Source organism: Nocardia sp. NPDC051756 (genome assembly GCF_040681495.1).
In the GTDB taxonomy this organism is placed as follows: domain Bacteria; phylum Actinomycetota; class Actinomycetes; order Mycobacteriales; family Mycobacteriaceae; genus Nocardia.
Map to the genome: position 1 here is coordinate 277,906 of NZ_JBFAYV010000001.1, position 14,474 is coordinate 292,379.

Consider the following 14,474-nt stretch of genomic DNA (forward strand, 5'->3'; position numbering starts at 1 on the left):
CCGCCGTGCCGAAACGACGAGCGCCCGGCCGATGGATCGGCCGGGCGCTCGGTTCGGACTTGATCAGTCGGCCTGGATTTCGCTGCGGTCACCGCTCCACAGCGTGTGGTATTTGCCCGGCAGGTCGATGCGCTCGTAGGTGTGCGCGCCGAAGAAATCGCGCTGGGCCTGGGTGAGGGCGGCGGGCAGGCGCTCGGCGCGCAGGCCGTCGTAGTAGGCCAGCGACGAGGCGAAGGCCGGGACCGGGATGCCGAGCTGCACGGCCGCCGCGACCACCCGTCGCCAGCTGTCGATGGCGTTCTCGATGGCTTCCTGGAAGAACGGGTCGAGGATGAGGCTCGGCAGCTGCGCGTTGGTGTCGTACGCGTCCTTGATCCGGTTGAGGAAGCGGGCGCGGATGATGCAGCCGCCGCGCCAGATGGTGGCGAGGTCGCCGGGGCGCAGGTTCCAGTCGTATTCGGTACTGGCGGCGGCGATCTGGTCGAACCCCTGGGCGTAGGCGACCACCTTGGACGCGTACAGCGCGCGCTCGATGTCCTTGGTGAACTGCTCGACATCGGTGGGCTTGTCGGCGAGCCGCCCCGAGGCGAGGCCGACGGCGGCGCGGCGCTGATCCTTGGCGCCGGACAGCGCGCGGGCGAACACCGCCTCGGCGATGCCGGTGACCGGGACGCCGAGATCGAGCGCCGCCTTGACCGTCCAGCGGCCGGTGCCCTTCTGCTCGGCCGCGTCGAGGATGACGTCGACCAGCGGCTTGCCGGTCTTGGCGTCGACCTGGTTGAGCACCTCGGCGGTGATCTCGACCAGGTAGCTCTCCAGCTCGCCCTGGTTCCAGCCGGTGAACACGTCGGCGATCTGCTTGGCGTCGTAGCCGACGGCGTCGCGGAGCAGGTGGTAGGCCTCGCCGATGAGCTGCATGTCGGCGTACTCGATGCCGTTGTGCACCATCTTCACGAAGTGGCCCGAGCCGTCCGGCCCGATGTGCGTGCAGCACGGGGTGCCGTCGACCTGTGCGGCGATCGACTCCAGCAGCGGGCCGAGCACCTCGTAGGACTCCTTGGGCCCGCCCGGCATGATGGCCGGACCGTTGAGGGCGCCCTCCTCGCCGCCGGAGATGCCCGCGCCGACGAAGTGCAGGCCGCGCTCGCTCAGCGACTTCTCCCGGCGGATGGTGTCGGTGAACAGCGCGTTGCCGCCGTCGATGATGATGTCGCCCTCGTCCATCGCGGCGGCGAGTTCCTCGATCACCGCGTCGGTCGGATCGCCGGCCTTGACCATGATCAGCACCCGGCGCGGCTTCTGCAGCGCGCCGACGAACTCCTCGATCGTCTCGGTGCGGACGAAGTCACCCTCGTCGCCGTGCGCCGCGAGCAGCGCGTCGGTCTTGGCGATGCTGCGGTTGTGCAGCGCGACGGTGTGTCCGTGCCGGGCGAAGTTGCGCGCGATATTGCTCCCCATCACTGCGAGGCCGGTGACCCCGATGTGGGCGCGTGCGTTCGATCCCGCCGATGACGTCATGCTGAAAGGCCTTTCACTCGGCGCGGACTTCGCCGCGCTCCACCGACTGTTCGACATCCGGGCGCACAACTGATCGCCCGAGCAAGCGTGCGCACCGAAACCGCAGGTAGCGACGGTTCGATGGTTCCGCTTGTGCCGCAAGAAAACCTGCCGTCCAACCTACATGGGTGGCCTTTCACGATTGTCGGCCGTTCAGGTAGGCCGCGGTCCACGGGATGACGGCAAGGGGTCTTGTCATAGGATCATCCGATGCCACTACGTCGCTGGATAGTCGCGTTGACGGTGTTCACGACGGTCGCCATGGCGACCGGTTGCGGCGGCGGGGAGCCGAGCGCGGCCTCGGTGAAGGTCGGCGTGCTGGTCATCACGATGTTCGACCCGGAGGTCGAGCCGTGGTTGCAGCGCGAGTCGCTGCCGATCACCGTGGACGTTCCCACCTCCTACAAGCCGGTGCACTGCAACGACGACGGACTGTGCGTCGCGGAGACCGGGCAGGGCAAGGCCAACGCCGCCGCCACCATGATGGCCGTGTTGGACAGCCCGAATCTCGACTTCACCAACGCCCACTTCCTCACCGTCGGCACCGCGGGCGCGCCGCCGGACCAGGCCACCCTCGGCTCCGCGACCTGGGCCCGCTGGGTCGTCGACTTCGACCTCGGCAACCACCTGATCCCGGCCGAAGCGCCTGGCCTGCCGTACGGCTACCGCCCGGTCGAGAACTACAACACCGCCGCCTATCGCCTCAACGATCAGCTGATCGACACCGCGTTCGGCCTCACCGAACACGCGACTCTCGCCGACAGCCCCGAGGCCGCCGCCGAACGCGTCCAGTTCGGTCAAGGCGACCGCAAGCCGTCGGTGACCAAGTGCGACACCATGACCGGCGACGACTGGTTCTCCGGCAAGGAACTCTCCGACACCGCGCGCCACATCATGGGCGTCCGCACCAACGGCCAGGGCAACTACTGCACCACGCAGATGGAGGACAACGCCACCGCCGCCGTCCTCGACCGCCACGGCTACCTCGACCGCTACCTGGCCTTGCGCACGGTGAGCAATTTCGATCAGCCCTACCCGGGCCAAAGCGTGCTCGACCACCTCGAACAGCAGTCCGCCGGTTTCCGTCTGTCCCTCGACAACGGCTACACCGTGGGCCGCACGGTCGTCGACTACTTCCTGAAGAACCGGTACCAGCCGGCTCGTTGAGCGGACTGGTACCGGTGATCGGCCTTATTCGTCATGGTCGTAGTCGGCGACGCCGCGTTTCCAGTACCCGGCGATCAGGTAGTCCTTCGGGTCGATGCCGAGGTCGCTGCGCACCCAGCGGCGCAGCGGCTTCAGCACGCCCGATTCGCCGGCCAGCCAGACGTAAGTCCGTTCTCCGGCAGGCACTTCGATGGCGCGCAGCGTCTTCTCGAAGGCGTCGCCGGTGCCTGGTGCGGTGTTGCCGCGGTGTACCCAGTGCACCTCGAAGCCGGCGGGTGGGTCGAGGGGGATCTCTTCCTCCGGACCGCGTACCTCGATGACTGCCCACCCGGCCGACTCGCGAGGCAGCCATTCCAGCCAGCGCGCGATGGCGGGCAGCGCGGTGATGTCACCGGCGAACAGATACCGGTCGTAGGTCTTCGGCACCACCACGCCGCCGGGCGGGCCGGCGATGTGCATCGGGGTGCCGGGGACCGCGGCCAGCGCCCAATCCGAGGCGAGACCGCCGGGATGCACGGCGAAGTCGATATCCAGTTCGCGATCCTCGGCGCTGAAGCGCCGCACGGTGTACTCCCGCGACACCGGACGCGGCTTGCCCCACTCCAGGGAGAGCCCGTCCTTCTGCGGCAGGCGCAGTACGCCGTCGGCGTCCGGGAAGACCAGTCGCACATGCTCATCCGGCACATAACTGTGGAATTCGGCAAGATCCGTCCCGCCGAAGGTAATGCGGATCAAGCCCGCGCCCACCTGTGCGGTGCGCACCACCTCTACCGCGCACAGACCGATCGGATATCCGACCTTGGCCCCGTGCGCGCCCGACAGCACCTCGACGATGCGATCGGCATAACCGGCGCGATCCATCAGGGCTTCTCCTTTCCCATCAGCGGCATGGCGGCGAGCGCCGTCAACCCGCCCAAAACCAGTACGGACAGCCCGTAGATCACCAGAGCGGTTCCGGGCGCGAAGAATTGGCCGACCACACCGGCCACCATCGAGCCGACCGCGGTCCCGGTCACCGCCTGCACCATGAGCAGACCGGAGAGCCGGCCACGCAGCTCCTCCGGGGACTCCTGCTGCAGAATCGTATAGCGCAGCACGATATTCAACGCCCGCGCCAGACCGAATCCGGCCAGGCCGAGGAAGACCACCGCGGCATGCGGCCAGAGTCCGGCGACGATCACGCCGACCGGCATGACCGCCATCGAGATCAGCAGCGCCCGGCCGGGTCGCGTGGTGCGCCCGATCCAGCCGCTGGTCAGCGAACCCAGCACCGCGCCGGCGCCCGGTGCGGCGTAGAGCAGGCCGAGAGTTGTTGTGCCGACCCCGAGTTCGTCGTTGGCCAGCGCGGGCAGCAGCACCAGCGGACCGCTCACCAGCATGGCGATCGTGCCGGTCAACAGCGCCGCACGGATGACCTTGTGCTTGGCCGCGAATTTGATGCCGATGGCGAGTTCGCGCAGTGGGTGCGCGATCTCGCGCTGTGGCGGTGGTTGCGGTCCGATGGACCGGATCAGTCCCACGGTGGCGACGGTCGCGCCCGCACACAGGAAAAAGGCCAGTGCTACACCACTTTTCGCGATCAGCAGGCCGGCCACTGCCGGGGTGACCATGGTGCCGAGATCGGTGGTGAGCGAGGTGAGCGCACCCGCGGCGGCCACCTTCTCCCGACCGACGAGCTTGGGGATCAGCGCCATCAGCGCCGATCCGCTGACGCCGCCGGCCAGACCGTCCACCACGCCGGCGGCGTAGATGACGGCCAGGAACGGATCCGGCAGCAGTGCGTTCAGGCCGAGCGCGAGGAAGCCGAAACCGGCTGCGCTACGCGCCCATTGGATGACATCGCGCCGGTCGTAGCGGTCCGCGATCACCCCGCCCGCCAGACTTCCGGCGAACAGGGAGACCGCGGTGACCGCCGTGACGCCGGCGACGTGCAGTGACGATCCGGTGGCTTGGTAGACCTGCACCGGCAGTGCCACCATGAGCAGTCCGATACCGAGCACCGAGATCAGCCGGGCCGCAAAGGCATTGCGGAACTCCCGGCTGGCTCGCAGTGGCGAGGTGTCGATCAGTAAGCCACCGAAGGATGTCACTTGAAGCGCTCCGCCAGCAGGTCGAGGGTGGCCATGGCGGTGCGGTAGTCCGGACGCTGGCTGGTCGCGGGCAGCTCGTAGAGCTGGCCGTTCTGGAAGGCGGGCAGCTTGGCCAGCAGCGGGTCCTCCTTCAGCTGGGCGATGGTGCGGCCGCCGTCGAGGGTGATCACGAACAGCACCGGAGCGTCGACCACCGTGCTCAGCAGTTCGGGGCTGAAGCTCACCCAGTCACCGGCCGCGGGCCGGGCCGGGTTGCCCGCCTTCGCCTCGACCTTGTCGTCCATGGTGATGCCGACCGAGGACAGCAGGGTGGCCAGCGAGGTGTTGGGGGCGATCAGGGTGGGCTTGCCGTCCTTGCGCGACTGCATCACCGCGGCCTGGCCCTGCGGCAGCTTGATCCCGGCCTTCACCTTCGCGACCTTGTCGTTGTAAGCGGTGATCAGGCCGTCCACCTTCGCGGAGCGGTCGACGATGTCGGCCACCGCCTTCAGCTGGTCCTGCCAGTCGGTGGCGTTGGACGGCACCAGCGCGGTGGGCGCGATGGCGGTGAGCTTGTCGTAGTTGTTGATCGACTGCTGGCCCGGGTAGCCCGGTCCGCCGCCGATGATCAGGTCCGGCTGCTGCGCCGCGATGAACTCCAGGTTCATGTCGTCACCGGAGGGCACGGCCACGGTGCCCTGCTGCTTGGCATCGGCGGCCCACGCCGCGGGGAACTCACCGGGCTTCATCGTGACGCCCAGGATGCGCGGATCCGCGGCCTTCACCTTGGCGCCCAGGTCGTAGAGGTATCCGGCGAGCACGCCGTTGACCACCACGATGCGCTGCGGGTCGGCGGGCACGGTGACCGCGCCCTTGGCGGTCTGCACCTCTCGGGTGCCGGACTTGGTCGATTCATCGGTGGTGGAGCTGTTGCAGCCCGCCACCAACGCGACGAGCGCGAGGATCAGCAGTGCGACGGCGGCACGCAGGCGGGCCGTCTTTCGGTTCAGCGACATGGAGAGTTTCTTTCTTGTTGGGGGGAGGTCAGGTGCGGATCCGGGGATCCACGTCGAGCAGCGCCGCGACTTCGGTCCAGCCGGTCGGGGACACGATGTCGAAGTGCGAGTAGGGAAGCCGGCGCACCACCAGTCGGGCACCCGCCGCCTGCCAGCCCGTCATCTGGGCTTCGGCGCGTTCGGGTTCGGTACCGGTGTCACCGGAGTACAGGGCCATCGGCCCGGTGTAGCGGGGCGACTCGGAGCCGATGACCAGGCGCAGCAGCACGGTGGCCGCACCACGAATGGCGGCCGCGAGTTCCGGTGCGTCCTCCGGGATTTCGGGTAGCAGCCGGTCCAGCTGCGCCGGATCCGCGAGGCTCTGTTCGGCCCGCTCGGTGAGATTGGACAGCGGATGCGAATCCACCAGGCCGACGTAGGCGACGGCGTCACCGCCGGCCTCGAGCGCGGCGGCCAGCGCGTGCACGATATTGCCGCCGAGTGAGTAGCCCAGCAGGTGGTACGGCCCCTGCGGCTGGATCCGGCGGATGGTGGCCAGGTAGTGCCGTGCCAGCTCGTCCAGGGTACGCACCTCGAAGTCGGGATCGCTCAGGGTCGGCAGCTGCAAGCCGATGATCGGCCGGTCGGCCCGCAACAGCGTGGCCAGCGGCCCGAACTGCCAGGCCGTGCCGCCCACCGGGTGCACGCAGAACAGGGGCGCGGCCGCGCCGCCGGTCCGCAGTGGCAGAACATGATCGAGGCGGCTGCCGAGCAGGGCGAGCCCGTCGATCACCCCGGCCGCGCCCGGTTCGGCGCCCCCGAGTCGTGCCGCCAGCGCCCGCGGAGTCGGCGCCGCGAACACGTCGTCGAGTACCGCCGCGATGCCCGCGCGCCCGAGCCGGCCGACCAGCCGGACCGCGCTGAGCGAATGCCCGCCTGCCGCGAAGAAGTCGTCGTCAGCGGCGAATTCGGGGAGCGACAGCACCGCGGCCATGGCCGCGCGAATCCCGTCGACCTGACCTGCCGTGACTCCGGCCGCCGGAGTCAGCGGCGCTGTCACCGGCACTGCGGGCGACGCCACCTCGGCGACGGACTGCGCCTCCGTCGCGACGGCGTCCGTCTCGTACGCCGGGATCGGCAGCGCCTTGCGGTCGATCTTGTCGCTGGAGGTGCGCGGAATCTGGTCCAGCACCAGGAACGCGGCGGGAATCATGTACGCGGGCAGCAGTGTTCGCAGCTGCTCGCGCACGCTCGCCGGGTCGAGCTCGACGCCGGAGCCGGGAATGAGATACGCGGCCAGGCGCTGATCGCCCGGGGTGTCCTCGCGCAGCAGCACCACGGCGGTCGCCACGCCGGCGCAGGTGAGCAGCGCCGATTCGATGTCGCCGAGCTCGATGCGCTGTCCGCGCAGCTTGACCTGGCTGTCCGCGCGCCCGACGTAGTCGAGTTCGCCCGCCGCGTTCCACTTCACCAGATCGCCGGTGCGGTACATCCGTTCGCCGCTGCCGGACGGGTCCGCGACGAATGCTCCGGCGGTCAGGTCCGGCCGGGACAGATATCCACGCGCCAGCTGGGTGCCGGTCAGGTACAGGTCGCCGATCGCGCCGGCCGCCACCGGCCGCAGCCGCTCGTCCAGCACCCGCACACCGCAGCCGGTGGGCGGGACACCGATGGGCACCGACAGCAGGTCGGCGTCGGCGGTCTCGTGATGGGTGATGCACACCGCGGCCTCGGTCGGGCCGTACAGGTTGTGCACCACGGTGCCGGTGAGCGCGCGCATCCGCTGTGCGGTCGCGGGCGGCAGTGCCTCACCACCGGTGTAGACACAGCGCAAGTCGGTGTACCCGGTCAGATCGGCTTCCTCGGCGAGCACCGTGAGCATTGAGCTCGTCATCTGAATGGCGGTTACCCGCTCCGCGCGCATGAGTCTCGCCTGATAGTAGGGGTCGCGATGGCCGTTCGGCCGGGTCAGCACGATTCGCGCGCCGACGTGCAGCGGCAGGAAGATCTCCAGCAGCGACGCGTCGAACACCGGCGGCGTCCGGTACAGCACGGTGTCGCCGGGCCCGAACCGATCCAGCCGCTGCAACCACTCGAAAGTGTTGATGATCGCCGCGTGCGAGACGGTGACGCCCTTGGGCATGCCGGTGGATCCGGAGGTGAACAGCAGATATGCGGAGTTGGCGGGCCGCAGTGGCGCGATGCGGTCGGCGTCGGTGACCTCGGCCGCGGTGAACTCTTCGACCTCGAGCCCGTCGAGTGAGTCCAGAACGACTGTCGGAGCGGCGGTTTCGAGTATCCGTTCGATGCGTTGCGCGGGCTGTTCGGCGTCGATCGGCAGGTACACCCCACCCGCCCGGCAGATCGCGTGTGCGGCGACCACCGCGTCGATCGTGCGCGGAATGGTCACCGCCACTACCGATTCCGGACCGACGCCCTGGGCGATCAGGTACCGCGCGAGGCGGTTGGCCCTGGCGTCGAACTCGCGGAAGTCGATGGTCACGCTGTCGGCGGTGATGGCGGGTGCGGCCGGATCGACTTCCGTGCCCCAGTCGGCCAGGGTCGAGCCTTGCGGCGATACCTGTTGCTGGACCGGGTGATCCAGGAACTCCGCGGCGCGCACGTCCGCCTGGACGGTTATCTCGGTCAGAATCGCGGCGACCCGGTCGGCGGTCCACGCCAGCGTCGCCTCGGTGATGCCGCCCCGGTCATAGCCGATCAGCAGCTCCAGCTGCTCGGCCGGCGGCGCGACCAGCGTCATCGGGTAATGCGTGACCCCGTGGTTGTGGAACGCGCCCAAGCGCAGCTCGTGCGATTCCGGTTGCCGTGCACCGGAATTGGGGAAGTTCTCGAACACCACGAGGGTGTCGAACAGCTGCCCGATTCCGGCGATGCGCTCGATCTCCGCGAGGCCGGCGTGATCGAATTCCTGCATGGCGAACTGCTTTTCCTGCAAGTCGGCCAGCTGATCGAGCAGGCCCCGCTCCGGGTCCAGCGTGCAGCGCACCGGAACGGTGTTGGTGAACAGCCCGACCATGGCCTCCACCCCGGCCAGCTCGGCGGGCCGCCCGGAGACGGTCGCGCCGAACACCACATCGGTGCGACCGGTGAGTCCGGCCAACGCCATGGCCCACGCACCCTGCACGAGGGTGTTCATGGTGAGGCTGTGGCGACGGCCGAGCTCGGCGAGCGCGGCCGCGAGTTCCCGGCTCAGCGGTATCGGCCGCTGGAAGAACTCGCTGTCCCGGAAGGTGTTCTCCCGCACCAGTGTCGGCGCGGCGATCCCGGCCAGCCGTTCGGCCCAGGCCGCGCGCACCGCGCCGTGATCCCGGGTGCCGATCCAGGCGAGATAGTCGCCGTACCGGGCCGGGGCGGGCAGTTCGTCACCGTGATAGGCGGCGAGCAATTCGCGCAGCACGATCGGCGTGGACCAGCCGTCGATGATCAGATGATGGGTATTGAGCACCAGCCGGTGCTCGTCACCCGGCAGCCGAATCAGCGTGGCGCGCAACATCGGTGACCGATCCACCACGAACCGATGCCGAGTCGCCTCGGCCTCCAGTCGCTCCGCGGTGGCCACCGCGGTCCGCGGCGGCAATCCGGACAGGTCGATCTCCCGCCACGGCATCCGCGCCGTGCGCGGCATGGCCTGGACCGGCTGGTCCAGATCCGCGTAATGGAAGGCCGCCGCCATATTGGGGTGGCGACGCACCACCGTGTCGAAGGCAGCCGACAACCGCTGCCCGTCCAGTGGACCGTGCAGGTCGACCCGTGCGGTCAACGTGTACACGTCCGCCGCGCCATCGCGAATCGCGTGGAACAGCAGTCCTTCCTGCAACGGCGAGAGCGGCAGCAACTCGGCCAGCGGACCGTGCGCGGCCTCCAGCGTGTCGATGACGTCCTGCGAGACCCCTGTGCCCGGACAATCCGACGGCGTCAGCCCGCCCTGGAACAGCACCGCGTGCGCGGCGAACGCCTCCAGCGCGATCTCCCAGTGCCGCTGCAACTGCGCGACGGCCTCGGCCCCGAGAATCCGTCCTGCGGCCGTCCACTCCACGGCGATCCGGGGTCCGCCCGACTGTGCGGTAGTGCCTTCGTGCACGAAGACGTTGAGCGAAAGTACTTCCGTCAGTGCTTTTTTCGGCGGCTCTGTGACCGCGAACGCATCGTGTTCGGGCAGGCTCCAGCCGATGGCGGCGCCTCCGCCGAAGCGGCCGAGATAGTTGAGCAGCAGCTCGGGTGCCCGCCGCGAGCCGAGCAGCGGCGCCGTTTCCGGGTCTTGCCTGCGCAGCACGCCGTAGCCGACCCCGTTGCCGGGGACCGCCCGCTTGGCCTCCTTGACCGCGCGCAACAGCCTCCCGGCCGCCGCGCCACCGGACAAGGCGTCGGCCAGCCCGGCGGGGTCGTCGATACCCGTCGCGGGCGTCCACACGGGGTACTCGCTGGTGAACCAGCCGATGGTGCCCGCGAAATCGGTATCCGCGCTCAGCGATTCGCGCCCGTGCCCCTCGACCGTGACCGGCCGGCCCGATTCGAGAGCCTCGCCCCGCTCGTGCCGCCAGGCATTGACCGCGAGCATGAGGGCCGCGAGCAGCACCTCGTCGGTCTTCGCCCGATACGCGGCGGGCAGGGTGCTCAGCAGCGCGTCGGAGATCTCCGGTGCGGCGAAAGTCCGGGTACGGACCGCACTCTCGACGAGGTCGAGGCCATGGTCGAGCGGCCGATCGCCCAGCGCCGCGACCGCGTCGGCGCCGAGGGCGTGCTGCCAGTGCGCCAGTTCCCGGCGGTATCCGCCCGTCGCGCCGGACTCGGCGAGCAGCGTGGCGTGCCGTCGCCACGAACTCCCCTTGGCCGGCAGCCGCGCCGGACGTCCGTCCCGCGCCGCTACGCACGCCTCGTACAGCTCGGGTACCAGGATTCGCCACGAAACACCATCGACCACAAGGTGATTGGCAACCAGTACGAGCCGGTCGGCCGCGTCCGGCGTCAGCCGGACCAGCGCGGCACGGATCTCGATGCCCGTTGTGGGATCCAATTCCGCCGCCAAGTCCGCCGCGACCTGTTCGATGAGCGTCGCGTCGGATCGAGGTCGGTCGTGCACCGCCAGTTCGCGGACCAGATCGGCCGCGTTTACCGCGCCGACCTCCGCGACCACCAGTCGGGGATCGGTGCCGGTCGCGTCGAACACCAGCCGTAGCGCGTCGTGGCGGTCGAGCAGGGTTTGCAGGCCGGTGATCAGGTGGTCGAGCGAGACGTCCTCGTGCAGGGTCAGCGCGGTCCACTGGGCGTATCCGGCGATATTGCCGCCGCCCGGGTTCGCTTCCAGCAGCGCGCCCACCAGGGGTGGAACCGGGACCGGGCCGGTGGCCTCGTCCGGTACCGCGGTGTCTGCCCGGTGCTCCACGGATTGGGCCGCGGCGGCGATGGTGGCCAGATCACGCTGGGCAAGTAGGGTTTTCGGCTGGACGGCCAATCCGAGGGCGCGCAATCGGCTGCTCACGCCGATGGCGGTGATGCTGTCGCCGCCGAGTCCGAAGAAGTCGTCGGTGGCGTTGACCCGCGCGACGCCGAGTATCTCCGCGACCACACCGCAGACCGCGCGCTCCGCCTCGGTGCGGGGCGGTCTTCCGGTCGAAACCACTTGGGGCGCAGGCAGCGCCGCCCGATCGAGCTTGCCGTTCACGGTGGTGGGCAGCGCGGCGAGCAGCACGAGCGCCGACGGGATCAGGTGGTCGGGAACCATCGTGGTCAACCGGTGCCGCAGCTGGTCGGTGTCGAGAGTTCCGCCGGTCTCGGGCACCAGGTAGCCGACCAATCGGGTGCTGTCGCCGGCCTTGCGGACGGTGGCCGCCGCGGCCGCCACGCCGGGCAGCGCACCTAGCGCGGCCTCGACCTCGCCCAATTCCACGCGATAGCCGCGCACTTTGATCTGCTGGTCGGCGCGGCCGAGATAGTCGTAGCCATGGCCGGGCAGCCAGCGCGCCCGGTCGCCGGTGCGGTACATGCGCTCGCCCGCCGCGAACGGGTCGGCGATGAAACGGTCGGCCGTCAGCGCGGCGCGGCCGAGATAGCCGCGCGCCAATTGTGTTCCGGCCAAATACAACTCGCCGATCTCGCCATCGGGTACGGGTTGCAACCCGCCGTCGAGCAGATAGGCGCGGGTTCCGGCCAGCGGAGCGCCGACGTGCGGTACCGCACCGGTCAGGGGCGCGCTGAGCGCGTCGACGGTCGCTTCCGTCGGGCCGTACATATTGCGGGCGGGCACATCCGCGGCGACGATCGCCGACCACAGCGCGGGCGGGGTCGCCTCGCCACCGAGGAGCAGCAGTCCGGGACGGTGCGCGCCACCGAGCAGCCCGTTGTCGATCAGGGCGGTCGCCATCGACGGGGTGGTGTCGACGACATCGATCCGGTCGGCGGCGAAGGCGGTGACCTGTGCGGCGGCGTCCTTCTGAATGTCTGTGTCGTACAGGTGGATCCGGTGACCGCCCCATAGCCACAGCAGCTGGTCCAGGGCCGCGTCGAAGGCGAAGGAGTAGGTGTGGGCAATGTGCAGCTGCCGTCCGCCCGCTCGCGCGGCCGCGTCGGCGTAGTCGATCGACAGATGGTGATGGAGCAGCTGAGCCATTGCGCCGCAGGGGATCTGGACGCCCTTGGGCTTTCCGGTGGAGCCGGAGGTGTAGATCACATAGGCGAGATGCGCGTCCGAGCGTGGCGCGGCGAGTTCGGCCTCGGTCAGAGGGTCGCTCGCGAGTTCGGCGACGGCTTCCCGAATCACGCTGTCCGACAGCCGGATCAGCTGGTCGGAGCGATCGGCGAACACCGTGTCCACGGTCTCGTCGCCGGTCAGGATCAGCGCCGGCGCGGCGTCGTCGACGATATCGGCGAGCCGCTGCGCCGGATGCCCGAGATCCAGCATGAGGTAGGCCGCGCCCGCGTGCCGCACCGCGAGCAGGGCGACCACGATGTCCACGGTGCGGGGCAGCGCGATGCCGACGATGTCCTCGGGACCGACGCCCCGGCCGCGCAGATATCGCGCCAGCCGGTGTACCCGCGCACCCAGTTCGGCCGCGGTGACCTGCTCGCCGCCGCCGACCAGCACGACGTCGTCCGGCCGCGCGGCGACCATGCGGTCGAAGACCTCGACCGCGTCCGCGGGTTGCCCCGGCAGTGCCGCGCCGGCCCGCTCGACGGCGATACGCGCGCCGATCTCGGTGGGGTACAGGGGGATCGCGCCGATGTGCCGGTCCGCGTCGTCGACCAGTTCGGTGATCATCCGGACCAGCGCGGCCAACCGGCGGTGTGCCGTCTGCGCGTCGATCGACCGCGCGTCCACCTCGAACCCGAGCTGGATCCGGTCCTGCGCCAGCGGCGTGACGGTCAGGCCGAGATCCTCCGGCGGACCACCGGCGACATTGCGCAGAATGCCGGTGGCGCCGTCGAAATCGAGCGCGAAGTCGAAGGCCTTCAGATTGATGCCGATGCCGTGCAGCAGCGCGCCGGTCTGCGTGCCGCCGAACTCCCGCGCCAGATCCTCACCGCGGAAACGCTGGTGGGCACGCACCTCGCGCAGCGCGTCGGCCACCCGCTTGCCGAGCTCGCCGAGGCGGTCTTGGCCGGACACCGGAATCCGCAGCGGCAGCACGTTGACCGCCATGGACGGCGTGGTGAGCGCGACCTTACCGACCCGCGCCATCACCGGCAGGGCGATGACCACATCGGTCTCACCGAGCAGCCGGTGCACGAATCCCGCGTAACCGGCGACGAGTACGTCGGCCCAGGTGATGCCGGTCGCGGCGGCCGCGTTCTTGATCCGGGCCACCAGGTCGGCGTCGAGGATCGCGCGCGCCTCGTGGGTCTGCTCGACAACGCCCTCGGGCGCCGCGCCGCGCCCGTCCAGCGACGGCAACGGGGTGAGCCGATCGCGCCAGTACTCGCGGTCGTGCCGATGGGCTTGGCTCGCCCGGTAGTCGAGGTCTTCCTCGACGAGCGTCCGGAACGAGCCCCACCGCGGCGGCGGTGCGTCGGTGCCCCGGCGCAGCGCGGTGTAGTGGGCGGCTACCCGGCGCGACACCATGGCCGCGCTGTAGCCGTCGATGATCAGGTGGTGGTAGAGCTGGATGCACCACACGTCGCGGTCGGTCAGGCGCAGCAGCGTGTAGGTGTACAGCTGCCGGTCGACCATGGCGCGGCACTCGGTGGCCGAGCGTTCGCGTTCGGCCGCGACCAGCCGGTGTGCGGTGGCAACCGGGTCGGTCTCGCCGCGCAGGTCGACGAGCGGACGCAGTTCGGGTTCCAGGTCGGTGATCCGCTGGCGCGGGCCGTCGGCGGTGTCGCTGAACCGTAGTCGCATGGTGTCGGTCTCGGCGATGGTCCGGCGGATGGCGGTGTCCAGCAAGGCCACGTCGATGGTCTCGGGTGCGGAGATCTCGAGCACCTCGCCGACCAGGTAGCTGAGCGATTCGGGGTCGAGGCGCTGGGCGTTCCAGATGCCCAGTTGCGCGCCGGTGAGCGGCAATCCGGGATGACCTGCGCTCGTGTCGTCCCGTTCCACCGGTCCCATGGCAACTCCTTCACCGTCGACGTGTTGCGACCCCTACTCGGTCCACCCGGGCTCGACGAGAGTCCAGCGAGAGAACACAGGATAGGTTAACCTAAGTTCAATTCCGATAGGAAAAAGCGGCCC

General features: G+C 69.7%; 6 protein-coding genes. 1 reads left to right on the forward strand and 5 read right to left on the reverse strand.

Annotation, left to right across the window (positions count from 1 at the left end):
* Window positions 1–63: 63 nt before the first annotated feature.
* The gene (gene gndA, locus AB0M22_RS01355) at window positions 64–1,518 is read right to left on the reverse strand and encodes an NADP-dependent phosphogluconate dehydrogenase (protein ID WP_364719539.1); all 1,455 of its coding nucleotides are present in this window, start codon (window positions 1,516–1,518) and stop codon (window positions 64–66) included.
* A 249-nt stretch (window positions 1,519–1,767) separates the two neighbouring features.
* On the opposite strand from gndA, the gene AB0M22_RS01360 reads away from it, so the two are divergent.
* A complete protein-coding gene (locus AB0M22_RS01360; protein WP_364719541.1) occupies window positions 1,768–2,724 on the forward strand; it encodes a purine nucleoside permease in 957 nt (318 codons plus the stop codon).
* Between the two features lie 24 nt (window positions 2,725–2,748).
* Here the strand turns inward: AB0M22_RS01360 and AB0M22_RS01365 are convergent, their stop codons facing one another.
* Genes AB0M22_RS01365 through AB0M22_RS01380 form a run of 4 tightly spaced genes read right to left on the reverse strand, consistent with a single transcriptional unit; the run spans window position 2,749 to window position 14,351 of the window.
* On the reverse strand, window positions 2,749–3,585 hold the full coding sequence (locus AB0M22_RS01365; RefSeq protein WP_364719544.1) for a siderophore-interacting protein: 837 nt from the start codon (window positions 3,583–3,585) through the stop codon (window positions 2,749–2,751).
* Window positions 3,585–4,814: an enterobactin transporter EntS gene (gene entS / locus AB0M22_RS01370; protein ID WP_364719548.1), complete on the reverse strand. Its 1,230-nt coding sequence runs from the start codon at window positions 4,812–4,814 to the stop codon at window positions 3,585–3,587. Before entS ends, AB0M22_RS01365 begins: the two co-directional genes overlap by 1 nt.
* Window positions 4,811–5,809, reverse strand: coding sequence for an ABC transporter substrate-binding protein (locus AB0M22_RS01375; RefSeq protein WP_364719550.1), 999 nt, complete (start codon window positions 5,807–5,809; stop codon window positions 4,811–4,813). The genes entS and AB0M22_RS01375 overlap by 4 nt, the downstream gene beginning before the upstream one ends.
* Before the next feature lie 28 nt (window positions 5,810–5,837).
* Complete coding sequence (locus AB0M22_RS01380; protein ID WP_364719552.1) at window positions 5,838–14,351, reverse strand: amino acid adenylation domain-containing protein; 8,514 nt, start codon at window positions 14,349–14,351, stop codon at window positions 5,838–5,840.
* Between the last annotated feature and the right edge of the window lie 123 nt (window positions 14,352–14,474).